The 23,707-nt window shown below is 47.2% G+C and carries 22 protein-coding genes; 18 read left to right on the forward strand and 4 right to left on the reverse strand.

Annotated elements, in window-relative coordinates; translation table 11 throughout:
- Window positions 1–254: 254 nt before the first annotated feature.
- The 3 genes from Q0323_RS09490 to Q0323_RS09500 all read right to left on the reverse strand — a co-directional run bounded on the left by Q0323_RS09490 (window position 255) and on the right by Q0323_RS09500 (window position 3,080).
- Window positions 255–1,283, reverse strand: coding sequence for a DUF3137 domain-containing protein (locus Q0323_RS09490; RefSeq protein WP_298053891.1), 1,029 nt, complete (start codon window positions 1,281–1,283; stop codon window positions 255–257).
- Between the two features lie 380 nt (window positions 1,284–1,663).
- Window positions 1,664–2,224, reverse strand: coding sequence for a Fe-S-containing hydro-lyase (locus tag Q0323_RS09495; protein ID WP_040303892.1), 561 nt, complete (start codon window positions 2,222–2,224; stop codon window positions 1,664–1,666).
- Between the two features lie 10 nt (window positions 2,225–2,234).
- Complete coding sequence (locus Q0323_RS09500; protein WP_298053894.1) at window positions 2,235–3,080, reverse strand: fumarate hydratase; 846 nt, start codon at window positions 3,078–3,080, stop codon at window positions 2,235–2,237.
- A 199-nt stretch (window positions 3,081–3,279) separates the two neighbouring features.
- Here Q0323_RS09500 and Q0323_RS09505 point away from each other — a divergent pair, with 199 nt between their 5' ends.
- From Q0323_RS09505 to Q0323_RS09515, 3 genes are all read left to right on the forward strand, one after another.
- Window positions 3,280–3,837, forward strand: a complete 558-nt coding sequence (locus Q0323_RS09505) for a NapC/NirT family cytochrome c (protein WP_298053896.1) — start codon at window positions 3,280–3,282, stop codon at window positions 3,835–3,837.
- Between the two features lie 10 nt (window positions 3,838–3,847).
- Complete coding sequence (locus Q0323_RS09510) at window positions 3,848–5,248, forward strand: multiheme c-type cytochrome (RefSeq protein WP_298053899.1); 1,401 nt, start codon at window positions 3,848–3,850, stop codon at window positions 5,246–5,248.
- Window positions 5,249–5,528: 280 nt separating this feature from the next.
- The gene (locus Q0323_RS09515; protein ID WP_298053901.1) at window positions 5,529–5,945 is read left to right on the forward strand and encodes a hypothetical protein; all 417 of its coding nucleotides are present in this window, start codon (window positions 5,529–5,531) and stop codon (window positions 5,943–5,945) included.
- A gap of 1,267 nt (window positions 5,946–7,212) precedes the next feature.
- On the opposite strand, the gene Q0323_RS09520 is transcribed toward Q0323_RS09515, so the two are convergent.
- Window positions 7,213–7,431 (reverse strand): hypothetical protein, encoded by a 219-nt coding sequence (locus Q0323_RS09520; protein ID WP_298053905.1) that lies wholly within the window; start codon window positions 7,429–7,431, stop codon window positions 7,213–7,215.
- Window positions 7,432–7,745: 314 nt separating this feature from the next.
- Between Q0323_RS09520 and Q0323_RS09525 the strand changes: the two genes are divergently transcribed.
- From Q0323_RS09525 to Q0323_RS09595, 15 genes are all read left to right on the forward strand, one after another.
- Entirely contained in the window at window positions 7,746–8,351 is a 606-nt protein-coding gene (locus Q0323_RS09525; protein ID WP_298053907.1) for a DUF6803 family protein, read from the forward strand.
- A 391-nt stretch (window positions 8,352–8,742) separates the two neighbouring features.
- Window positions 8,743–9,432 (forward strand): response regulator transcription factor, encoded by a 690-nt coding sequence (locus Q0323_RS09530; protein WP_298053909.1) that lies wholly within the window; start codon window positions 8,743–8,745, stop codon window positions 9,430–9,432.
- The gene (locus Q0323_RS09535) at window positions 9,422–10,840 is read left to right on the forward strand and encodes a DUF3365 domain-containing protein (RefSeq protein WP_298053911.1); all 1,419 of its coding nucleotides are present in this window, start codon (window positions 9,422–9,424) and stop codon (window positions 10,838–10,840) included. The genes Q0323_RS09530 and Q0323_RS09535 overlap by 11 nt, the downstream gene beginning before the upstream one ends.
- A gap of 104 nt (window positions 10,841–10,944) precedes the next feature.
- Window positions 10,945–13,020: a cytochrome C gene (locus Q0323_RS09540; protein WP_291940175.1), complete on the forward strand. Its 2,076-nt coding sequence runs from the start codon at window positions 10,945–10,947 to the stop codon at window positions 13,018–13,020.
- A gap of 51 nt (window positions 13,021–13,071) precedes the next feature.
- Complete coding sequence (locus tag Q0323_RS09545) at window positions 13,072–13,845, forward strand: FKBP-type peptidyl-prolyl cis-trans isomerase N-terminal domain-containing protein (protein ID WP_297994881.1); 774 nt, start codon at window positions 13,072–13,074, stop codon at window positions 13,843–13,845.
- Between the two features lie 28 nt (window positions 13,846–13,873).
- Complete coding sequence (locus Q0323_RS09550) at window positions 13,874–14,581, forward strand: 4Fe-4S dicluster domain-containing protein (RefSeq protein ID WP_298053914.1); 708 nt, start codon at window positions 13,874–13,876, stop codon at window positions 14,579–14,581.
- Between the two features lies 1 nt (window position 14,582).
- Complete coding sequence (gene nrfD, locus Q0323_RS09555; protein ID WP_298053916.1) at window positions 14,583–15,554, forward strand: NrfD/PsrC family molybdoenzyme membrane anchor subunit; 972 nt, start codon at window positions 14,583–14,585, stop codon at window positions 15,552–15,554.
- Window positions 15,555–15,569: 15 nt separating this feature from the next.
- Entirely contained in the window at window positions 15,570–18,260 is a 2,691-nt protein-coding gene (ccsA, locus tag Q0323_RS09560; RefSeq protein ID WP_298053919.1) for a cytochrome c biogenesis protein CcsA, read from the forward strand.
- Window positions 18,261–18,270: 10 nt separating this feature from the next.
- Complete coding sequence (locus Q0323_RS09565; protein WP_298053922.1) at window positions 18,271–19,104, forward strand: tetratricopeptide repeat protein; 834 nt, start codon at window positions 18,271–18,273, stop codon at window positions 19,102–19,104.
- Window positions 19,105–19,135: 31 nt separating this feature from the next.
- The gene (locus Q0323_RS09570) at window positions 19,136–20,260 is read left to right on the forward strand and encodes a nitrous oxide reductase accessory protein NosL (RefSeq protein WP_298053924.1); all 1,125 of its coding nucleotides are present in this window, start codon (window positions 19,136–19,138) and stop codon (window positions 20,258–20,260) included.
- Window positions 20,257–20,445, forward strand: coding sequence for a hypothetical protein (locus Q0323_RS09575; RefSeq protein WP_298053927.1), 189 nt, complete (start codon window positions 20,257–20,259; stop codon window positions 20,443–20,445). The genes Q0323_RS09570 and Q0323_RS09575 overlap by 4 nt, the downstream gene beginning before the upstream one ends.
- Window positions 20,435–21,544 carry an FtsX-like permease family protein gene (locus Q0323_RS09580; protein ID WP_298053930.1) on the forward strand — a complete coding sequence of 370 codons (1,110 nt, stop codon included), beginning with the start codon at window positions 20,435–20,437 and terminating at the stop codon, window positions 21,542–21,544. Before Q0323_RS09575 ends, Q0323_RS09580 begins: the two co-directional genes overlap by 11 nt.
- Window positions 21,541–22,218 (forward strand): ABC transporter ATP-binding protein, encoded by a 678-nt coding sequence (locus Q0323_RS09585; protein ID WP_297963023.1) that lies wholly within the window; start codon window positions 21,541–21,543, stop codon window positions 22,216–22,218. The genes Q0323_RS09580 and Q0323_RS09585 overlap by 4 nt, the downstream gene beginning before the upstream one ends.
- Entirely contained in the window at window positions 22,215–23,168 is a 954-nt protein-coding gene (locus tag Q0323_RS09590; protein WP_298053934.1) for a hypothetical protein, read from the forward strand. Before Q0323_RS09585 ends, Q0323_RS09590 begins: the two co-directional genes overlap by 4 nt.
- A complete protein-coding gene (locus Q0323_RS09595) occupies window positions 23,165–23,674 on the forward strand; it encodes a hypothetical protein (RefSeq protein ID WP_005870878.1) in 510 nt (169 codons plus the stop codon). Before Q0323_RS09590 ends, Q0323_RS09595 begins: the two co-directional genes overlap by 4 nt.
- The last annotated feature ends 33 nt before the right edge of the window (window positions 23,675–23,707 follow it).

Raw genomic sequence — 23,707 nt, forward strand, 5'->3', positions numbered from 1 at the left:
AGGCGCGGAATTTTAATTTCAGAATTTTAAATTTTGCGGTGCAGAATTCCTCGGTGTGTATTAAAATTTTAAATTTCAAAACGCACGGAATTTTAAAGCGTTTAAAATTCCAAAGCGCGAAATCAAAAAGCGGAGTTTTAAAATTTCAAATTTTAAGGCGCACAGAGCTGTAGCATGTGGAGCCACAGCACGGCGTGCGAGACCGCGGCACGGAGCGTGAGACCGTAGCATGCCAAACTGCGGCGAGCCGCTCGCTAGCTCCAAATTCTTTCGTTTAGTTTTAGGTTTTTTACGATCGCTAAAAAGTGCGAAAGCTCGCGCTTGAGCTGCGCGGCAGGGTCACGGCGCAGCACGCTTTCGTCGATGTCCGGTTCGAAATTATCGCGCCCCGTATTTACGAAAATATAAATTTTGCTATCTGCGAAGCTAAGACTGACGGGCGCGGCTACGGCGCTTGCGAAGCGCAAGAGCCTGCGCATAAAGGCTGGCGTTAGAATATACATCGCGCCCATCGCGTCCTCGCAATACACAGCAAAGGCGGCGTTAAACTCAGCATCGTCCATATCGATCTTTTTTAGCCCGCCTGTGTTCGGCGCGCCGGCGCGAGCGGGAAAAATCAGGGTTTTGGCACTTATGCGTTTGTTAAATTCTGCGTAGAAAAAGGTGCCGAGGATTTCGCTTTCCGAAAATCTATTAAATAAGCTCACGTCGCAAAATGCGAACTTCACGCCGTCATAAACGCCCGAGACCCTGTCGTTGCCGCCTTTGAATTTATCTAGTCGAAAAAAGAGCCCGGAGAGCTTAAGCTTGGCGGGATCGATACTGCCTCCAATATCGTATCGATAGCCGAACGCCTTGAAATAAGGCATTAGATAGTGCTCTTTAAAAGCGCGCCGAAATTTTATCGAATAATCTCGTTTGAAGACTCTAAATAATACGAATAAGCTATAAGCAGCCAAGATTAAAATTATAATCGCGAGTAAGATATATTTGGAAATCGTGGGGCGATTTTGTAAATCGTTTAGAAATAGGCTCATAGCAAAAAGGCAGGCAGCGTAGATTATCTTAGCTTTTATGGAGCTTTCATCGCACAAAACGGCCACTATAAGAACAACCGCGAATAATCCGATAAGGGACAACAAATCCGCCATGCTTCCTCCGTCGCGCAGTTTGTATAACAAAAACGCGCCGTAAAAGAGCATGCACGCTGCCGCTAAGATCATATTTCTTTTCGCCTTATACAAAAGCTCCAGTCTGATCTGCTCCAGCTCGCCTGCGCTCAATCGCCCCTCCTAAAATTTAAATCCGATTATGGCGCTAGCGAGCTTTAAATTTGCTTACGAACGACGCCGAAATTTTAAAATTTAGACTTGCGTAAATTTACGGTTAAATTTTAGCGGTGGATCGTCTAAATGAAGCAAAGGCGAAATTTTGGTAGAAATTTAAGCGGCACGAAATTTTAAAAATTCCGTGTCGTAAGAGAGATAAAATTTTACGGGCGCGCTTTAAATTCGCTATAAAATTTCACTGCGCCGAGTCGTAAAATTTCGCGAAATAAACGCCGCAAATTATGCTGCGAAATTTAGGGTGCCCGAGCGGACGCCGATAAATTTACGAACGCTCGCGCCACAAAAAAGCACCGCGCGGACGCCGCTAGCAAAATTTAAATTTTTCTATAAGGTGCCTGTCCGACTTCGTAGAAGTTATTGCCCTCGCTGTCGATCGCTACGATAGCTGGGAAATCCTCGACCGTAAGTCGCGCAACCGCCTCGGGGCCGAGCTCGGGATAGGCTAATACTTCATATTTTTTGATACTTTGGCTGATTAGCGCGCCCGCGCCGCCGATAGCGACCATATAGACGCAGCCAGATTTTTTCATCGCTTCGACGACGGCGTCGCTGCGGTAGCCCTTGCCGATCATGCCGTTGATGCCTACCTCGTTTATCATCGTCGGAGTGTATTTGTCCATGCGCCCGCTAGTCGTAGGTCCTGCAGCGCCAATAGCCTGACCCGGTTTGGCAGGGGTCGGCCCCAGATAATATATAGTCTCGCCGGCTAAATTTACAGGTAGCTTCTCGCCGCGAGCGAGGGTTTCGGTTAGAGCCTTGTGCGCGGCATCGCGAGCTGCGATGATGGTGCCGCTGATTAGGACGTTATCGCCCGCCTTTAGGCTTTTTACTACGCTTTTATCGAAAGGTGCGGTAATTCTTTTAACTTCTGACATAATTTCCTCCTTATAGTTCGGCATCGGCATGGCGAGCCGCGTGGCAGTTGATATTAACGGCGACCGGGAGCCCCGCTATGTGGGTCGGATACCACTCTACATTTACCTTAACGGCGGTGTTTATGCCGCCCAAACCCTGCGGACCGACGCCCGTAGCGCGCGCCATCTCCAGTAGTTCATCCTCTAGCTTGGCGTAGCGCTCGTCGGGATTTCTGCTGTCGATCGAGCGAACCGCGGCTTGCTTGGCTAAAAGCGCCGCCTTATCCATCGTGCCGCCGATACCGACGCCTACGACCATAGGAGGGCAAGCGTTAGGACCTGCGTATTTGACCGCCTCTAAAAATACCTTTTTTACCCCCTCGATGCCGTCTGCGGGAACAAGCATTTTTAGCACCGATTTGTTTTCGCTACCAAAGCCCTTAGGAGCTACTTTGATCTTAAGCTTGTCGCCGGGGATGATGCGGGTATTGATGACCGCAGGGGTATTATTCGTGGTGTTTTTTCGTTCAAAAAGCGGCTCTGCGACCACGGATTTACGCAGATAGCCGCCTACGTAGCCGTCCGCGACGCCTGCGTTGATAGCATCCTCCAAATATCCGCCCTCGATATGCACATCCTGACCAAGTTCGACAAAAACCACCGTCATACCGGTATCTTGGCAGATCGGCGCGACCTCTTTTGCCGCCAAATCGGCATTTTGTAAGAGCTTGCCTAAGATATCTTTGCCGATAGGCGAAGTCTCGTTCTCGCGCGCTTTCTCAAATGCTGCGCGCATGTCGGGCGTGACTTGATAACAGGCTTTTTTGCAAAGCTCGCTGACTACTTTGGTAATTTCATTCGCTTGGATCGTTTTCATGATCTCTCCTTGTATTGAAATTTTAATGGATTATATTCCGTTAAACTAAAAACTTAGTTTAAAATTTTATCTTCATTTAATAAATTTTAACAAAAGGCTAGAAAATAAGCGGTTTTTAATCTTTTTATAATAAAATACCGCTTTACGAATTATCAAATACTAAAAATTTTGCGAAGAAATTTTAAAATCAAGGAAACCTATGAAAAAGAAAACTCTTGTGCTACTCGTGGGCGCTTGTGTGCTTATAGGAATGATACTTTCTCTTGGGATTGCGGAGATGGTTCACCTTACGGGCACCGATAAATTCTGCGTGTCCTGTCATACGATGCAGCCGATGGCAAACGCCTTTCACAACGATGTTCACGGCGGCAACAACCCGCAAGGCTTCAAGGCCGATTGCGTCGCCTGTCACGTCTCTCATGAAAATACCTTTATGTATCTTTGGACTAAAGCTCTAACCTCCGCAAATGATGTCTACAAAACGGTCTTTACCGATGCCGATAAGATCGACTGGCAAGAAAAACGCAAGGAGCGAAATCATTTCGTTTATGAAAGCGGCTGTCTAAGTTGCCATCGAAATTTAAAAGAGCAGAATAATCAAGTAAATAAAGCCTGGCTCGCGCATAGGGATTATTTCGCGGGCACTACCGGCAAAACCTGCGTGCAGTGCCACGAAAACGTCGGCCACAAAAATATGGGTATAGAGATTGCCAAATATTGGGATAAATACAACCGAGAAAATAACAAAACCAAGTAAAGGAGAAGTAATGCTAAAAAAAGTCGCTATTTTAATAGCCTGTATCGCATCGTTTGCATTCGCAGAAATGCCCGCGCAGCATGCGAATATGTCCGCGTCGGACGCGAACGTAAGCAATTCTGTAAACGTTAGTCTTACGAAGAATTTAAAGGTAAATAGGCAGCTTACGCCGCTAGCTAGACGCTGCGTCGAGTGCCATGCCGAAAAAACTCCGGGCGTCGTTGCGGATTGGAAGATGAGTCGCCACGCCCACGTAGGCGTTAGCTGTACCGACTGCCACTCGCAGCCAGCAGATAGCCCTATGGCAGCTAAAGAGCCGCATCCGAAAGACACAGACAATCATATTTCGGTGCTAGTTAGCCCAAAAACCTGTGCCAAATGCCACAGCAACGAGGTTAAAGAGTTTGAAAACAGCGGTCACGCAAGAGGCGCTATGCAAATGCAAGCCAACAAAGGAATGGTTGATCTAATGTATCACTACGAAGGACGTGATATCCCTGATCTTAAACATGCGCCTGATATTACCGGCTGCTCTCAATGCCACGGTGGCGTCGTTAAAATGGATGAGCATAACAAGCCTACCAAAGAGACCTGGCCCGTTTACGGCATCGGTACGGTTTATCCGGACGGTAGCGTAGGCGGATGCAAATCATGCCATTCTGGTCATAAATTTTCGATTGCTGAAGCTCGTAAGCCTGCTGCTTGCGCATCTTGCCACTTAGGACCTGATCATCCGGATATCGAAATTTACAATAACTCAATGCACGGACACGTATTTAACGCTGAAGGCAATGAGTGGAAATTCGATAGCGCTCCTGGTACTTGGGCGGTTCCTGATTACCGCGCCCCTACATGCGCGACCTGCCATATGAGCGGCGGTGTTGGCGATTTAAACTCCACTCACAACGTATCTCAACGCTTGAAGTGGAATTTGTGGCAGCCTAAGAGCAATCTACGCACCGGCGGTAATGAGACTGCGGTAAGCGAGTTTTTAAATACCGGCAAACTAAACGTCGGCAATCCTTTGGCAGGTAACCTAAACGGTCCTGAGGCGGCACGTGCCGAGATGAAGCAAGTATGCAAAGAGTGCCATGCAAGCACCCATACGAATAATTTCTTTGAGGTGGGCGATAAGCAGGTACTTCTATATAATGTTTACAACGACGAAGCAACTAAGATGCTAAAAGAGCTTAAGGAAAAGAAACTTCTAAAAGACGATCCTTGGGCGGATGCGTTCCAGCGAATCTATTATGTTTCATGGCACCACGAGGGTCGCAGAATGCGCCAAGGTGCGCTAATGGGAGGACCTGATTATTCGCATTGGCACGGCATATTCGAGGTCAAAAACGACATCAGAGAGATGCGCGAAATCTATGAGCGCCGCATCAAAACCGGCAAGATCGAGGAATAATCCTTCTTAGTCTGCTAAATTTTGCCGGACTAAACAGATCAAGCTTGTAAGCCCCTGCACTTCGCAGGGGCTTTTTTGTTTGGATAAAATTTTGGAATTTTATTTTGTAATCCGCGCAAAGCCCATCGAAAATCGCCCCTAAAAGCCACTATAAAATCACTATCTAATTATTTAAGATTATTGAGAATTTATGACGGAAGTAGCTGATAAATTAGAGTAAATTTATCTCTTTGCAATCCAAAATTAGCTACAATCGCGCATATCATTTAAAAGGAATTTTATGGACAAGCAAACGGCATTAGACTTTTTGAGACTTCATCAGCCGATGCCTACGCAGCTTTCGGATCAGCTCGCGGCAGAGTTTCGCGCGGTGCGGGAGTTCTTGCGTGATAATCCCTGTGACGAGGCGCTTGAGCCGCTTTTGCGCTCGCTAAACGAGGGCGACGGCGCAGGTGAATATCCGCTCGTGGACGAGGTGCTAGGTGCAGCGGACGATGCTGCTGCGGTAGCTGCGATTAGAGCGGTCTTGGAAGATCCGAGCACGGGCAGCGGAGCGCGATTTTGGGCGACGCTTTTTAGCGTGAGCTTCGTCCGTAAGGAGCTCATCGCAAGTCTGGAGACATCGCTTAAATACGCAAACGATGATTTGATCGAGCTTACGAAGGAACAGATCGAAATGTTTAAGCAGCTGACGTAAAGCTAGCTGCGTAACTTATAGTTGCGCCTTGCTCACCAGATTGCGCTGCTACAAAGCAAATCCAAATTTATAAAAATCGGCTTAATCGAAGGTTGCTTTTAAATTTTAAAATTTTGCGGTCGCTTAAAATTTTTTAGAGGCTACGATTACGAAAGAGGCGCACTTTATTTTCTATGGGCTGTGGCAGGCGCCCTGTGCGAGGGTTGCTATCGGCAAAGGATAGCGTCACCGCTAAGTGCGAGTGGCACAGGCACCGCGAGATATGTATCTAGGAGGGTAGAAATTTCACGGCGTCGTTTGAAGTAAAATTTTAAATCTGCGGGCTTGTGATAGAATTTAAGTCGTAATAATGAAGCATAATTTAATATCGCTACGAGCTCACCGCTGAAATTTTAAGATTACGTCGCGCAGTGACGAGATTTTGCTCGGTGCAATCCGTACGAAATTTTAAGCCGTAAAGATAAAGCGGAATTTCTCATACGTGATTTTTTGAGACGAAATTTTAAGTAATGAGTTTGAAGCGGAATTTTAAGGTGCGAGTTAGAGACTATAAACTCGCACCGCCGATAGAGGATACCGCGTCTTTTTTGCTCTGAGAACTCCTACCGCACGGCAAAGAATTTTGCGCCATTTGCACTACAGCTACGGACCTCGACCACGCAGTGAGCAAGGCTGCGCTATGCGACTAAGGATGTTGTACTATTTCGCAAGCGATCTTGTAGCGAGATTAGATTATGAGTCTCGGCGTGCGACATAGAAATTTGTGCGGTGCGATCCGCGTGGGATTACACGGCGCAGATTTTGCGTCCCCTTCTGCACCGCCAAAAATTCTTACTGAGCGGAGTTGCGATCTAGAAATTTTGCAACGGCACAAAATTGCCTGGCGCGGATTTTGAGCTTGCGCGAAATTTCGCACCGCTAGTATTTGAGAGGCGTAAAATTTTAAATTGCATGTCGCTTTTAAATTTTAAACTTATGAAATTTGAGCCGCGCTTACTTTTAAATCCTAAATCACGCGCCGTGTTTGGTGATGAAATTTTAAAATTTTATCACGCCAAGAGCAGCTCGATTGATTGGCGGGCGCAGCTAAAAAAATTGATTGGCGGGCGCAGCTAAAAAATAAGATAGATAAAATGCATCAGCGCCTGAAGCGGGGCTAAATTTAAACTGCTGGCTAAATTTTAAAGCGCGGCCTAGACCGCTTGCGGGCGCTCGATCTTGGCTTTAAAATAGTTAAATTTAGCTCTGCGCCCGCGAGACGCTTCGGCTACCTGATTTTTGCGGTGCCGAAGCAAAGTCCGTTTTCGTTGCACTGCATATTTTCGATTTGCGGATCCTCGCTTTCGCCGCAAATTTGGATCATCTGATGCGACGCCTCGTCCATTTTAGGCTCGCTGCAATGCGAAACGCCTGGCTTTGGCTGCTCAGAATTGGAGCAAGCGCATACAAACAGCGCTGCGCAGGCGAACAAGAGGGAATTTTTCATTCTGAATCCTTTTAAAAAAATTTTGTAATTTTATCTTTACAAAACTGAAATTTTACGGAATTTAAAGCGTTTCGGATAAATTTAATGTATCTGCATCTGCAAATATAAATTTTCTAAATTTTGCGTTAGATACGAAGAGGCGGCGTACGAGGCGAGATTAAAAATTTAATATTTGCGGGCGAGCTTTAAGACGCAGCCCAAATCGTTTTATGGAAAGATAAGATTAAAGGTGCACTTAATCTTATCTATTGTTTTAAAATTTTTTACCGAAAGCCGCTAGAATTGCGCCCTTTAAATCAAAATAAGGAGAAAACATGGCAATGACGAATTACATGGAACTTTTGATGGCAAATCAGCCGTGGAATTTGATTTTATTTATGGCGGTGCCGATGGGCTTAGCAGAAGCGATAGTAGCGAGCGAATTTTTTAGCTTGTACCGCGCGAAGGAGGGCTCTTTGGCACTAAAAATCAATAAATGCCTTAGCATCATTCTCGGCGCTTATTTTACGATATTAATCATTTACGTAGCGGTTAAAATTTTGCCCGTCATTCATTTACGTGGCGCTGCGGACGCCTTAGCTTTGGCGGCATACGTAGCGGCGGCGCTGCCTGCGCTGGTGCTGCTACTTTTGGAGCTCGGAGTTATCGCAAAAGGAGCGGAATTTAGAGCTAGGCTTAAATTTCATTTCTTGGCGCTGATTGTATTTTTGGTGCTAGGACACGTCGCGATGATTTTTGGAATGACCGATCCAGGTGCGAGTGGCATGGAACATTCTATGATGGATCATGGCTCGATGAGTGGGATGAGCCACGATATGGGTTCGATGGAGGGGATGGATCATTCGCATATGAATCATGGCTCGATGGAGAACATGGATCACGGCGGCATGGATCACTCAAAGATGGAGCATTCACATTAACTTTAGTATGCCCGGCTTGGGCTAAATTTTAAAATTCTATCCCGCCGAGCTGTGGAGTTGATAGATCTTTATGATTTGATTGCCTTTGTCTGTGAAATGCATATGCAAGCACCTCTCAAATAAAATTTTACTGCCTTTCATATGCCGCCTGCAAGGCGGTAAAATTTAATATCAAGCTTATCGCCCCACCTTTTTACGTTCTTGTGATCTTTTAAGCCGACTTATGCAGGCGCAAAGCTCGCACATAGGCGGTTTGAGGTTTAAATTTGCGTGCAAACCGCTTTGGTATATTTTTTAACGTTAGTTTAATGCTAAATTTATATAATTTAAGCGAGTTATATTTAAGAGATGATTAAGAATGAAATGCGCTAAGCTTGGAGGCGGATAGAGTATGCAAGATTACGAATTATTGGACGTTTTGTCCAATAAAAGGGTTCTTTGCCTAGAGGACGAGCCCGGGATTTTAAAAAATATAACCGAATCGCTACAGCTGTTTTTCGGCGAAGTAGTGGGGGTTAAGGACGGGCTGGAGGCGCTTGATGAGGCGATGAGCGGCTCGTACGACGCGCTGGTTTTTGATATCGGCGTGCCGCATATGGACGGGCTAGAGGTCGTTAAAAAGATCCGAGCTGCCGGCATCGGCGTGCCGATCGTGATCCTTTCGAGCCATACCGAGCAGGAGTATCTGTGGCGGGCGGTGGAGCTTAAGATCACTAGGTATCTGCCTAAGCCGTACGACAAAAACGCCTTTATAAAGGCGCTGCAAGACGTCGCTGCGGAGCTGATAAATCACGCGCCGATATTTAGCATAAGCAGTGAGTTGAAGTATGATTTTGCCAAAAAGATCATCTACGTCAAAGACAGCGCCTGTCATCTTTCCAAAAGCGAGAGCAAGCTTTTGGAGTACTTCTTAGCGCGCAAAAATCAAACCGTAACCTACGAGCAGCTATTCGACTATATGTGGGAGTTCGAGCAGCCCAGCAAGGAGGCGATCAAGGCGATCGTCAAAGAGCTACGCCGCAAGATAGGCAAGGACGTGATCAAAAATTTATATGCGGTAGGGTATCTCTTTGAAGTATAAATTTAAATTTATCGTAGCGCTTTTCGTGCTGCTATATATCGTAATTACGGCTTTGGTTTTTAACTTCTACCGCGAGCTTGCGCTAAAAGACACGAGGCGCGAGGCGTTTTATATCCTAGATACGATGAATGCGGTGCGCGATTACGTATCGACCGTGCAGCGCCCGTTAATAAACGAACTTAAGGAAAAAAAGCTTCTGAGTGAGGATTTTTTCGATCCGAGGCTGATGTCCTCGACCTACATAACGCGCGAAATTTATAAAATTCAGCTCGCCAAAAATCACATTAACTACGACTACAAGCTCGTCGCTACCGATCCGCTCAATCCCGAGCACGAGGGAAGTGAGTTTGAGAATGAAATTTTAGAGGGCTTTAAAGAAAACAGATATAAAGAATACTCCAAGATCGTCTACGATAAAGGTGGCGCCTCGTATCTTTTGAGCCTGCCGATAACAAACTCCCAGCCTTCGTGCACTGAGTGCCACAGCATCAACGCAGCACCTAAAAAGATGCAAGAGCTCTACGGCTATGTGGGGAATTTCAAAGGCGGTCTAGGCGATACGATCGCGATGATAAGCTTTAAAATTCCGATAAAAAGCATTCTGCTCTATCACACCAAAGAGTTTGTCGTTAGCGGCCTAAGCTTGCTTGTGGTGTTTTTGATCTGTATATTTTGTATCTATAAAATTCACAAAAAAAACGCGACTTTAAAGATGCAAACGCAGCTTTTACTGATAAATCAAAGCCGCCTCGCGCTCATGGGCGAGATGATCGGCAATATCTCGCACCAGTGGCGCCAGCCGCTATCTCAGATTAGCTCCACGCTCATAAATTTAGAGCTTTACAACGAACGGGGCAAGCTCTCAAAAGAAAGGCTCGAGGGCGGCATAAAAGACGCGGGCGAGCAGGTGAAATTTATGAGCGATACGATCGAGGATTTTAAAAATTTCTTCAATCCGAATATGCCGAAGAGGGAATTTAGCGCCGGCGAAGCGATAGAGCAGGCGCGTAAAATTTTAAACGCCTCGCTTAAGAAGCACGTCATCGACATAAGCGTGCAGGTAGAGGAAAATTTCACCCTTTACGGCAACGTAAACGAGCTCATCCAGGTGCTAATAAACATCATAAACAACGCAAAGGAGGCGTTTTTAGACGTACCGCTTAAACGGCGTGAAATTAAAATTTGCTCGTTTTTAAAGCAGGGCGAGCGGGTAATCACGATCGAAAATAACGCAAGCCGCATCGATGAAGCGCAGCTAGATAAAATTTTTGAGCCGCACTTTACTACAAAGCAGCAGGGCAGCGGGCTCGGACTATATATGAGCAAGATGATAATCGAAAAAAACGGGGGGAGCATAAGCGCTGCGAATTCCGACGAAGGCGCGATATTTACGATCTCTTTTCGTTAAATTTAGATTTCATTAAATTTCTCCCTTTTTCACCCTTTTTTGTTGATATTATTTCGAGCGTAGAACTTTGCTAATTTAAAATTTCGATTTTCAAAGGAGGAGCCATGAAAAAATGGAATAAGATGCTACTAGGCGCGCTAGCCTGTATTAGCATTTTTGCCGCAGGAGCCTGTGCTGATGAAGGCATGGGGCATGAGATGGAAATGTCGCAAAAATCGCGAGATGTCATCGCAAATCCTAAGGGCACGTTGCAAAGCAGAGGCGTCATATCCTTGCAGGACTACGTCGTAGAAGAGCGAGAGATGTATGACTGGCTATTTAAAAATCACCCGATTTTTACCAAATACGGCGGTAAGACGGTTGGTAAGATGGATGTTCACGACCGAGGTTTGGAGTGGCTTGCGGAAGGGCATGGATTTGACTTTTCAAAGGCTAGCAAAAGAGACGACGGCAAGGGCTATAGCTCTATGATGTATAGAATCCCTGCGGGCTCTTCTTTGCAATTTCCGAATAAATTCATAGGTCCTGAAAAATGCGGCGAGTGCCACCCTGCGCAGTATGAGACATGGAGCAGATCGCGCCACGCCACTACTATCCGCTTCCCGGGCGAGCACCCGGAGGTTAATAACAACCTAACTGATCCGGTATTTAGCCCGGATACGGCGTCGATCCTTCCAAAAGGTATTACCCCTGACGTAATTTATGCGACCGTCGGACATCTAAGGACAAAATTTGGCTACGTAGATGCATGGCTTCTACGCGGAACCTATCACGTAGAGGGCGGCTTGCTAAGAGATGGTACCGGTCAAATCGTAGCCGGCGGCAACCAATTCCAAAGGACTTGGGCGTTAAATTTAGACGATGAGACGGTCAAAAAGATTAAAAAGATCGTTCCGGAATTCCCAGGCACGCTTGAGGAATACGGAGATAACGGCGGTTACGTAAGAGGTCTTGCGTCATATGCTGCGAAATACAAAAAATCGATGTTTTTCCAAGCAAACAGCTCGTATTGCGAAGTCTGCCACCCATTCAAATTCGATTTTAAAACTAAAAAAGAATTCTATGCTGCTTTGGGTAATGCAAAAGAGCTTCAAAAGCACACTATCTCCAAAGGTATCACCTGTGAAGAGTGTCATGGAGCGGGCGGTCACCTTGACGGCGCTACAAATTTTAGAACCTCAAACTGCGAACGCTGCCACCAAAGATTTAACTATAGCCCTGATTTAGCTCGTGCTAATCCGCTAAACAACGGAAATCCCGATCTATCTCTTAGCTCTAAATTTAAATCTATGGGACCAGGATGTGGCTCTGAGGGCTCTCAATCTTACTTTACCGCTCACTACGAGAAGGGTATGCGCTGCGTAACCTGCCACGATCCGCATGATAATACCGGACCGGTAGTTGGCGACAAGACCGTAAAGGGCGTAAATTATAACTCCGAGCAGGGCTATTTGAGTGCGTTTTATACAAAGCCTAAGATCACAAAAGAGTGCAAAGATTGCCACCAAGAGCAAGCCTACATCGCTGCAAGAGCTGATACGCATAAAGACAACACCTGCGCATCTTGCCACATGCCGTTTATGATGAGCTGCGAGAACTTCTATGCTATTCAGTTTCAAGACAACGCGGGATTCGATACTCAAAGAAGATCGCACATCTGGAAGATCGACATCGACCCTGCTAGAAAATCTCTAGTCGCAGGCGATGCCGCCAAAGGTCCAAGAGATGCGAAAGATTGGCACTTCCAAAGAAATAAAGATGGACGAAATTTCGTCGATCTTATGTGGTCGTGCGCCAGAACCTCGTGGGCGGATAAAGATATGCAAGATACCAAAGGCTGCCACAGCCCTGTCGTTTCCGAGCTAAAAGAGACACTTCACTTCAAGAACCAAAAGCAGGTTTACGATGAGGTTATGGGCTGGCAAACTCCGATTAAGAGCGACTTCTCGCAAGTTAAGATCGGTATTCAAGGAATTTACTCTATCCTTGAGACTAAAAAGCTTAACTCTAGCGATAAAACTCGCGTTTACGAGCTAATAGAAAAAGCTCAAGACACCGTCGATCTTATCGAAAAAGACGGCTCATGGGGAATGCATGGCTTTAAATATACTAAGCAAAGGCTAGAGGCCGCTAAAGAGTATATTAAAGAGGCTCAAAGAATTTTAAATAATAATTTATAATTCTTTCGGGGTCGCGTAAGCTCGCGGCCCCGAAATTTAAAAGGCAAATGTATGCAAAAAAGACTAAAAATTTTCTTGCCTATCGTTTTGGCAAGCTGCGCGTTGGGCGCGAATTTAACTACGCAAGAACAAAAAGAATCTTATAGCATCGGAGCTTCCACCGGAAGCTATGTTTCAAACCAGCTGCATTCACAAGCCGCGTTAGGTGTCAAATACGACTTAGATGCGGTGATAGAGGGGTTTTTGGACGCTCTTAAAAAGCAGCAGAAGCTAAAAGATGAGGAAATTATTGCACTTTTGAATCAAAGAGCCGATAAGCTAAATAAGATCGTAGAAACAAATTCCAAAGCGGAGCTTGATAAAAATTTAAAAGCAGGCAAGGAATTTATGGCGAAAAATGCCAAAAATCCGGACGTTAAAACCACAAAATCCGGTCTTCAATATGAAATTCTAAAGCTAGGTATGGGCGAAAAGCCAAAGCCTGAGAGCGTAGTGGTGATGAACTACAAGGCGTATTTGACGAACGGTAGCGTATTTGACGATACTTTCGCATCTAAAATTCCGGCGCATCTTTCTATGATAGGCTTAATCGACGGATTGCGCGAGGGGCTGCTTTTGATGAATACAGGCTCGAAATATAAATTTACAATCCCTAGTAATTTAGCCTACGGCAACGTGGACGTAGATAGAATTCCTGCGGGTTCTGTGGTGATTTTTGAAGCCGAACTACTAAAGGTTCTAAAGCCCGGCGAGCTTGCCGAAGCGGCGAAAAAGCTTAGCGAGAGCGAGGCTAAAAGCTTTCACGACGCGAATAAAACAAAGTAGTTTTGCTTAAATTTAGTCGGAGGAGAATATGCAAAAGCAAAGAAGAAATTTTATAAAATCCGCCGCACTCGGCTCTTTAGGGCTTGGCGCAATCGCCTCAAGCTTACTCGCACAAAATAGCGCGGATAAAAGCGCGCAAGACGCAAATGCAAGCGCCGAAAAGCAAGAGCCGAAAAAGCCGCACTACGGCATGATATTCGATCAGAACAAATGCGTGGGCTGCACCGACTGCGAGATCGCCTGTAAAAAGGTAAATTCGGTTCCGAAAGGCCAAATGAGGCTTTTTATCCAGGACAAAACAGATCCGCTAAATTTGAAAGAAAAGCGCTATGTTAGAGTATCTTGCCAGCAGTGCGAGGACGCGCCGTGCGTGAATGTCTGCCCGACGAAAGCCTGCCACAAGGACGAAAAAACCGGCATCACGACGATGAACACCGACGACTGCATCGCCTGTAAATATTGCATCGTGGCCTGTCCTTATGACGTGCGCTTTATAAATCACGAAACCAAAGCCGCAGAGAGCTGTAACTTCTGCTTGGATACGAATTTAAAAGACGGCCACGAGCCTGCCTGCATCGAGGCGTGCAGATACGAGGCGATCGTGTTCGGCGATCTAAACGACGAAGGCTCGCACATCAGCAAGCTACTTCGCGTAAAAGATAGCCTGCGCATGCATCCTGAGTGTGGTACGAAGCCGAGCCTGCGCTATATTTCTGCGGTAAAACTGGGGGTGTGATATGAACGGAGCTATAAATTTCACTGCGACCTTCTCGCACGGCGTGGAGTGGGGCTGGCCGATCGCGGTCTATCTTTTGCTAGCGGGTATGAGTGGCGGCGCTTTGGTAGTCGCGATCCTCGTCAAATTTTATAAAAAACAGACCGAAAGCACGCCGCTGTTTAAGGCTGCATCGCTGCTATCTTTCGTAGCGATCCTTCTGGGTATGGTCTGCCTGGTAGCCGATTTAGAGCGGCCGCTTCTTTTTTGGAAAATTTTGATTAATTATAACTTTACATCGGTTATGTCCGTGGGCGTGGCGGCGCTTTGCGTCTATATCCCGCTTAGCTTCGTAGCCTGCCTTTATGCGTTTGAAGCTGATCTTAGCGGATTTTTATCGCGTAGACTTACTTTTTTAAAAGGGCTTTTCACGCTCGTAATGAAAATTTTAAACGCGCTTCGCCCGCTGCTTCTTGCGCTTACGCTAGTTTTTGCGGTCGCGATCTGCGCCTATACGGGCTTTTTGATCTCGGTTTTAGTTAGATTTCCTATCCTTAATACCGCCGTTTTACCCGCGCTTTTCGTGGCATCGGGCTTATCGGCGGGCATTGCGGGCTCAAGCCTGATAGCCGCGCTTTTCTTTAAAGCAGACCAGCACGGCGGCGATCTTAAAGCTTTACACGCGGTCGAGTGGCCGGTTTTAGCGATGGAAATTTTACTAATCGGCATGATTTTCGTCTCGCTAGTAACGGGCAGCGACGTGCAAAAAGCCGCGAGCGTCGCCTTTAGCGAGGGAATTTACGCGCGTCTTTTTTGGCTAGGCGTCGTAGGCGTTGGTTTTTGCGTACCGCTCGTTTTAAATTTCGCACTGGGCAAAAAGATCGCTCACACCGCGTTTGCGTTCTACGTTAGCGCGCTTGCCAGCGTGGTCGGGGTATTACTTCTTAGAATGTTTATACTATACGCAGGTCAAACTTACGATATAATAATGTAAAACTGCGGAGGGTTAATGAGCGCGCTAAAAATATTAAAATTTTTCATCTCTTACAAGTTCGCGCTCTGCCTCCTTTTTATTCTAGCCGCAGGTGCCGGCGTCGCGACCTTTTTAGAGAGCATTTACGATACGCAAACTGCTAAAATTTTAGTCTATGAGGCGCGCTGGTACGAGTGCGTCATGGGTGCGGCGACGCTGAGCCTGCTCGGCATTATAATTAAAACCAAAATGTGGCGCCACTTCGGCTCCTTCGTCCTTCACGCGGCATTTATCGTCATCTTTATCGGCGCGGCGCTGACGCGCTATTTTGGCACCGAGGGCGTGCTGCACGTAAGGGCGGGCGAGAGCGAAAACGAGATGGTAAGCGTCAAGCCATACTTGCAAATCCGCACGCAAGACGCGCTGTTTGAGCATCCGCTAAATCTGTCTCAGATCGGCGATAACGATTTTAGCTTCACGCAAAGTATAAATTCTAAAAGCTTCACCGTCAAATTTAGCTCCTACAAACCCGCGCCCAAAGGCGAGCAGAGCACGCTTGCGGTAAAGGCGGGCTTTGAGGGCGGAAGCGAGCAAGAAGCGCAGCTGCGCGGCGGCGCGGGCTGGCTCGGGGAGCCTAAAATTTTAAACTTTGACGGCGAGGAGATAATGCTAAGCTGGGGCTCGAAACTGATAGGGCTTCCGTTTGCGGTAAAGCTTTTGAAATTTAAGCTCGAGCGCTACCCAGGCTCGCAAAGTCCATCATCCTACGCCAGCGACGTTGAAATTTTAAAAGAGAGCAAGAGCGCGGGAGAGCATGAAATTTATATGAACCACCCGCTAAACTTTGACGGCTTTAAGCTCTTTCAGTCCTCCTACGACACCGACGAGCTGGGCACGGTGCTGGAGCTTAATCGCGATCCGGGTAAAATCCCCACTTATTTCGGCTATTTCTTGCTTTGCGTCGGATTTATCGGCAATCTTTTTACTGCGGGCAGCAGGTTTAAAAAGCTCGCTAAATTTATCAAAAATAACGCGCCCGCCGCGCTCCTTTTGATCGCGCCGCTTTTTTTCAGCATTGAGCTTCGCGCCGCGGATGAAAACTATCTAGCAAACCTTAAAACTAACTCGCGAGTTCATGCAAACGGCGCGTTCGCGGAGCTCTTGGTGCAAGATTACATGGGCAGAATCAAGCCGCTTAGCACCGAAGCAAGCGAGATCGTAAATAAAATTTCAGGCACGGATTCGCTCTATGGCTTAAGCGCCGAGCAGATGATCCTAGGAATGAGCCTAAATCCCGCGTTTTGGCGCGATCAAAAGATCATCAGGATTAAAAACGACGAGATCAAAAAGATGCTAGGCTTAGCGCCGCAGGAGCGATATGCGAGCTTCAATTCGGTCTTTGATGAAAACGGCAACTACAAGCTCGCCCACGCCCTGGACGAGGCGAATGAAAAAAGCGCCTCGCGCCGCGGCGTGCTCGATAACGAGCTGATTAAATTCGACGAGCGGCTAAACATCGCATATCTGACCTTTAGAGGAGTGTTTTTTAAATTTATCCCCGTACCGAACGATCCGCAAAACGCGTGGCTCTCGCCGAACGACGCCTTTGCGGATTATAGGATCGCTCCGCAGATCAAAGGCGTGCTAAATGACTATCTAAACGGCCTGCAAGACGGAATTTCGGATAATGATTGGGCTAAAGCGGATGCAGCACTTGCAGAGCTGAAAAACTATCAAAGAGCCACCTCGGCGGCTATTCTTCCTAGCGTTAGCCGCGTCAAGGCCGAGGTGTTTTACAACAAAGCTTCGGTTTTTAAAAAGCTCGTTTATTGCTATATGATCCTAGGCGGCGTAGCTCTAATATTGGCGCTTTTGGGCGCACTTTGTGGCAAACGCTTCATGCTCGCGCAAAAAATTTTATTCGCAGCCTTTGCGATATGTTTTACCGCACATACCCTTACGCTTGCGCTGCGCTGGTACGTCGCGGCTCACGCGCCGTGGAGCGATAGCTATGAGTCGATGATCTACATCGGCTGGTCGGCGACGCTTGCCGGGATCATATTTTTTAGAAAGTCCCTACTTACGCTAAGCGCGAGCTGCTTGCTAGCCAGCATCGTGATGCTGGTAGCGCATATGAGCTTCGTAAACCAGCAGATTACCAACCTCGTGCCGGTGCTAAAATCGTATTGGCTTAGCATCCACGTATCTGTTATCACGGCTAGCTACGGATTTTTAGGGCTTAGCTGCCTGCTTGGGCTTTTGGCTCTTATTTTAATGGCGCTTAAAAACAGTGCCAATCGCGAGCGGCTTAACGCGCAGATCAGATATATAACGGCGATCAACGAGATCAGCCTCATCGTGGGACTTTCGATGCTGACGCTCGGAAATTTCTTCGGCGGCGTGTGGGCGAATGAGAGCTGGGGGCGATACTGGGGCTGGGATAGCAAAGAGACCTGGTCATATGTCTCGATCATCGTCTATGCGATCGTGCTGCATCTAAAGCTTATCCCGAAACTCGGCTCGATCTATGTTTATTGCGTGAGCTCGACGCTCGCGTATAGCTCGATCATAATGACCTATTTCGGCGTAAATTTCTACCTCACCGGCATGCACTCTTACGCCGCGGGCGATGCGCCGCAGATACCCGCGCCGTTTTATTGTATAATAGCGGCGGTCTTTTTAATAATCGCTCTTGCTTTCAGAGGCAGGGACGTAAAAACGATATGAAGGAGTAAATTTGAAAAAATTTCTAATAGCGTTAGCCTTGGCTGCCGCGGCAAATGCGGGCTTTATCAGCGAGGGCATTCAGGCACAGCAAAGCGGCGATCATAAAAAACTCGCAGAAATTTACGAGCGAGCGTGCGGTTTGGAAAATAAAGCTTCGGGCTGCTATAATCTAGCCGTTTTGTATTTTGAGGGCACCGGCAACGTAGAGAAAAATTTCGAAAAAGCGATCAGCCTCTACGAGAAGGCGTGTAGCGCTAAATTTGCGCTTGCATGTAATAATCTAGGCTATATCTACGAAAGCGGCAACGGCGCTGATCAAAATTTTACCAAAGCCGCGGCTTATTACGAAAAAGCCTGCAAAGATAACGAAGGCTGCACCTCGCTCGGGCTTTTATACGCAAACGGCGCGGGGCTTGCAAAGGACGTCGCTAAGGCGGCGAGCCTTTATGAGAAGGCCTGCACCTACGGCGATATGATGGGCTGCAACAACCTGGGCTATCTGTATCTGAAAGGCGAAGGCGTGCAGCAAAGCTTCGCAAAGGCTAAAATTTTTTATGAAAAAGCTTGCGGTGGCGACATCGGCATCGGCTGTAACAACCTTGGCTATCTATACGCCTTCGGGCAGGGGGTGGGCCAGGATTATAAGCAAGCAAAGCAGCAGTATGAAAAGGCGTGCAATCTCGGCCACTTCGACGGTTGCAATAATTTAGCCATAATGTATGCCGAAGGTAAGGGCGTGAAGTCCGATAATGCCAAAGCAAAAGAGTTTTTCAAAAAAAGCTGCGACGGCGGCATCAAGATGGGATGCGAGAATTTGGAATTTTTAAATTCGATTAGTAAGTAGATTTAAAACATCAAATTTTTAAGGAGACAGTATGATTTTACGTTCGTTTTTAGCTTCGGCTGCGCTCGTCGCGTTCGTTTTCGGTGCCTCGATGGACGGGGCCAATAAACCGGCAAAGCCTATGTTTCAAAGCGTGGATCCTAGCAAGGCTACGCTCGTAGGAAGCGGCGAGGGCAAAGAATACTGCGCCGTTTGCGGAATGAATTTGGTTAAATTTTATAAAACCAACCATGTTTGGAACGGCAAGCAAGTAGCTTCTCTGCACTGCTTGTACGAGCTAACGGAGGGGAAAATTCCAAGCGATGCGCAGGTCGTCGATACGAAAAATCTAAATTTGATCGACGTAAATAAAGCCTTTTACGTCGTGGGCAGCAAGGTCAAAGGCACGATGACGCGAAATAGCAAATATGCCTTCTCAACCGAAGCCGACGCGAAAGAATTCCAAGCCGAAAACGGCGGCGAGATAGTGAACTTTGCCAAAGCCTACGAGATTGCGGGGCAGGACTTCGCGGGCGATAATAAGATGATCAAAGCCAAGCGCGAGGGCGGCGTTTACGCGCACGGTAAAGAATTTTACGAAACAAACTGCGCTAAAACTGAAGCGAAAAGCTTCAAAGCCATCTCCGAGCTTAAAGCTCATCTTAAAAAAACTTGCGACGCAAAGGGCGCAAACAAGGCACCTGACTACGACAAACACATACAAGCCGCGGCGCTGTATCTATGGGATGCGCCGGCAGATTTAGGCAGCAGCGGCAAAGATACAAAAGCGAAAAAGCCTGAGAAGATCGTCGTGCCTGAGGGCGCTAAATGCCCGGTCTGCGGCATGCTAGTGGGCAAAAACCCTAACTGGGCGGCGATGATAGAGGTTCAGGGCGGCGAGAATTTGTATTTTGACGGTGTAAAAGATATGATGAAATACTACTTCCAAAAGGGCAAGGGCTTTGATAAAATTTACGTAACCGACTACTACAAGCTTCATAAGATCGACGCTAAAAGCGCCTTTTACGTGCTCGGCTCCAACGTCTTAGGACCGATGGGCGACGAGCTCATTGCGTTTGATAGCGAGAGCGCGGCTAAGACCTTCGCTAAAGATCACGGAGGCAAGAGCGTACTTAAATTTGATGAAATTCAAGAGAGCGTAATAGAAGGGCTATGAGGCTCATTTGCGCTTTAACGATCTTTTTTGCCGCCCTTTACGCGCTCATTGCGGTACATTACGTAAGTTTTGATCGCGCAAAGGGTGAACAGTGTCTGCAAAAGCTCTCGCGCGAGATAAAGGACGTGCGGCTCTCAAGCAGCTTTAAGAGCAAAGCCTACGCGGAGTTCGTCTATGATAAGTAAAAGCTTCATCGACTACTCCGTAACTCTGCTGCGAAAAGACAGAGCCGATCACTTCTTTAGCTTTGCGATCTTTGCCTTTATCGTTTTTATTTTAAGCTCGGTGCTTTTCATCTCGGGCTCCATTCAAAACGATCTCGAAAAGGTCATCAAGCTCAGACCCGACATCGTCGTAGAGGCTCTACGCGCGGGCAAACGCGATCTGATGCACGACGGCTATATCTACGATATCTCTAAAATCGCGGGCGTCAGCGAAGTGCAGGGCGCCGTGGATGGGATGTATTACTTCGCTCAAAAGCGCGTTTGGTTTCATATCGTAGGCGACGAAAGCCTGAGCGAAAATGAAATGATCGTAGGCGAGGGGGTAAAAGCGGCGATGGGCGAGTGGTACTACGAGGACGAGTTTCACTTCTTAACCGAACAGCGCCTAATCGCGATTAAGATTAATAAAATTTCGCCGCACGAAAGCAGCATCGTCTCAAACGACGTGATCTATCTCAACCCCGATACCGCGCGCGAGGTGCTAAGCCTGAAAGAGGGCGAATACACCAAGCTCTACGTAAGCGTGCCCAACCCCAACGAAGTAAGCGAAGTAGCGCTTAAGATCGTAAATTTATACCCCAACACGCAAGCCCTTAGCGCCGAGGACGCGGTGGCAGAAGTGAGGCATCTGTATTATTACAAGGGTGGAATTTTTATGGTGCTTTACGCCGTGGCGATGATCTCATTTTTCATCTTGCTGAAAAATCAAATTTCGCTCGCGTACGGCGAGAAGAAAAAAGAGATCGCAATCTTGCGCAGCATCGGCTTTTGCATAAAAGACATCATCGCGATGAAATTTATTCAAAATTTCATCGTCTCGCTAAGTGCGTATCTGCTCGGCGTCGCGGGCGCTTATGCTTATGTTTTTATCCTGGATGCGCCGCTTTTGCGCGATATATTCTTAGGCGGCGAGCTGCGAAATTTCATCACCTTCACGCCTGCGATAAATTTTAATATGCTCTTTTTGATCTTCGTCTTTAGCGTGATCCCGTTTTTAGCCTTCGTCATCATCCCATCCTGGCGCATCGCTATCGGCGATATGAGTGAGGCGGTCAAATGAGCAAGATAGAGATTAAGCAGCTTTTTAAAATTTACAACGAGGGCAGGGCGAATGAGTTTCGCGCTTTGAAAAATATAAGCTTAAGCGTCGAGGAAGGGCAGATCGTAATCTTAAAAGGCGTTAGCGGCAGCGGTAAAAGCACGCTTCTATCCATCATAGGCGCGCTTGCTAAGCCTAGCAGCGGCGAGGTTTTGGTTGACGGCGCAAACGTCTCCAAGCTCGCCGATATCGAAAGCTCCGCGTATCGCCATAAAAAAATCGGCTTTATCTTTCAGTCTTTCAACCTGCTTGAGGCGCTTAGCGTCTATAAAAACGTCCTTGCGCCGCTTAGCCTTGAGCGGCTGAGCAGAGATGAGCTTGGCGCGCGCATAGACGAAGCGATGCAGATTGCTAATATCGCGCATAAAAAAGATCAGATCGTCTCCAGCCTTAGCGGCGGCGAGAAGCAGCGCTGCGCTATCGCAAGGGCGCTCGTGATGGGGCCGCAGATTATCTTGGCCGACGAGCCGACGGCAAATTTAGACAAACAAAACTCGCTCGGTTTTATCGAGATGCTCTCAAAGCTCAAAGAGCTTAAAAAAACCGTTTTGATCGCGACGCACGATATACTCTTCGACGAGCTAAGCTTCGTGGATCGATACGTGTTTTTAAAAGACGGGGAAATTTCAGCATGAGCGTATTTTTATCGGGTAGCGTGATCGCGTTTTTGGCCGTGGAGCTGATCGTAATAGCGCTGATGTCGATCTCGCAGTTTTATATCGTGCGGATTATGCGCTACTGGGACTTTAACGCCACCTCAAATTTACAATACGCCCTGGAGAAAAGAAACTATCTCATCAACACCATTTTGTTCTTCACGATAGCATGCAAGATCATTTTGTTTATATTTTTTGCGCTCTGCTTAAACGAGCTCTCTTCGGTCGTGCCCGGCGCGATGTGCTCCGCAGGCGTCGTGGGCTCGAACCGCTACGGCAATATCCTGTTGCTTTTAAAAATTTTACTGATCTTCGGCTTTGGGCTCTGGCTTATTTTAAACAGCCTCGATCTTAAAGCGGGCAAATTTCCCTATCTCAAGCGCAAATACCTGATCTTTACCATCCTTTTTACGGGCGTTTTGGCGGAGTTTATTTTAGAAATTCTATTTTTTACCAACATCCCGCTGCGCGTGCCGGTGTTTTGCTGCTCGGTCGTATTTCGCGCGCCGAAGCTCCCGTTTGGATACACGCAGGCGCTTTTGGCGACCTTTTTCTACGCGATATTGGGCGCCATTTTGATCTTAAATTTCTTAAAACAGTCGATGGCTAGCTTTGCTCTAAATTTGCTCTTTTTATTCGTCGCATACTACGCGATCACCTATTTTTTCGGGCTTTACGTTTACGAGCAGCCCAATCACAAATGCCCGTACTGCATGCTTTTGAAGGATTATTACTTCGTCGGCTACGCGATTTGGGGCTCGCTGTTTTTGGGCATATTTTTCGGCATCGTGCCGTTTTTAACGGAGCTTATCACTAAGCGCGCCTACACCCACCTGCTTAAATACTCCTCGTTCTGGCTCATTCTAAACGCGCTCATCTGCAGCGCTTACGTCGTCAAATACTACTTCGTGCGGGGCGCGCTGCTATGATTAAGAAAATTTTTGCCGCGGTTTTGCTCGCCTGCGTGATGGGGTTACTCATATCGTCTATGGATATAGCCGAATCCAAAATTTCCGTCCGCCACGGCAATACGGATAAGCAGCCGCTGCAGATTGAATTCGGCAAATACCTATGCCACGAGAGCGGCACGGTGATAAACGATCTGTACAACACCGCCCAGGCCGTTATGCCAAACGGCGATACATATTTTTTCAACGACATCGCAAATGTCTTCATGTGGCTGATGCGGCAAAAAAATAAGGACGAGATCGTAGTGTGGGTTTATTCGCAAGACACCGAAAAATACATCATCGCCAAGGACGCCTGGTACTCGCGCGTCGAGATCACGCCGATGGGCTACGGCTTTGGGGCGTATGAGTTTCACAACTACGGCAGGAGCGACTACTACTATGACGAGATCGTGCTGTGCGCCGCTCGCGGCGAGACGCTGCTAAATCCGCTCATCAACATCCTGCTATCTGAAAATAAAATTTAGCCTCGCAGCGGATCGGGAAATAAAATTTAGTCC

Origin of the sequence: uncultured Campylobacter sp., assembly GCF_938030145.1 — a bacterium.
Taxonomy (GTDB): domain Bacteria; phylum Campylobacterota; class Campylobacteria; order Campylobacterales; family Campylobacteraceae; genus Campylobacter_B.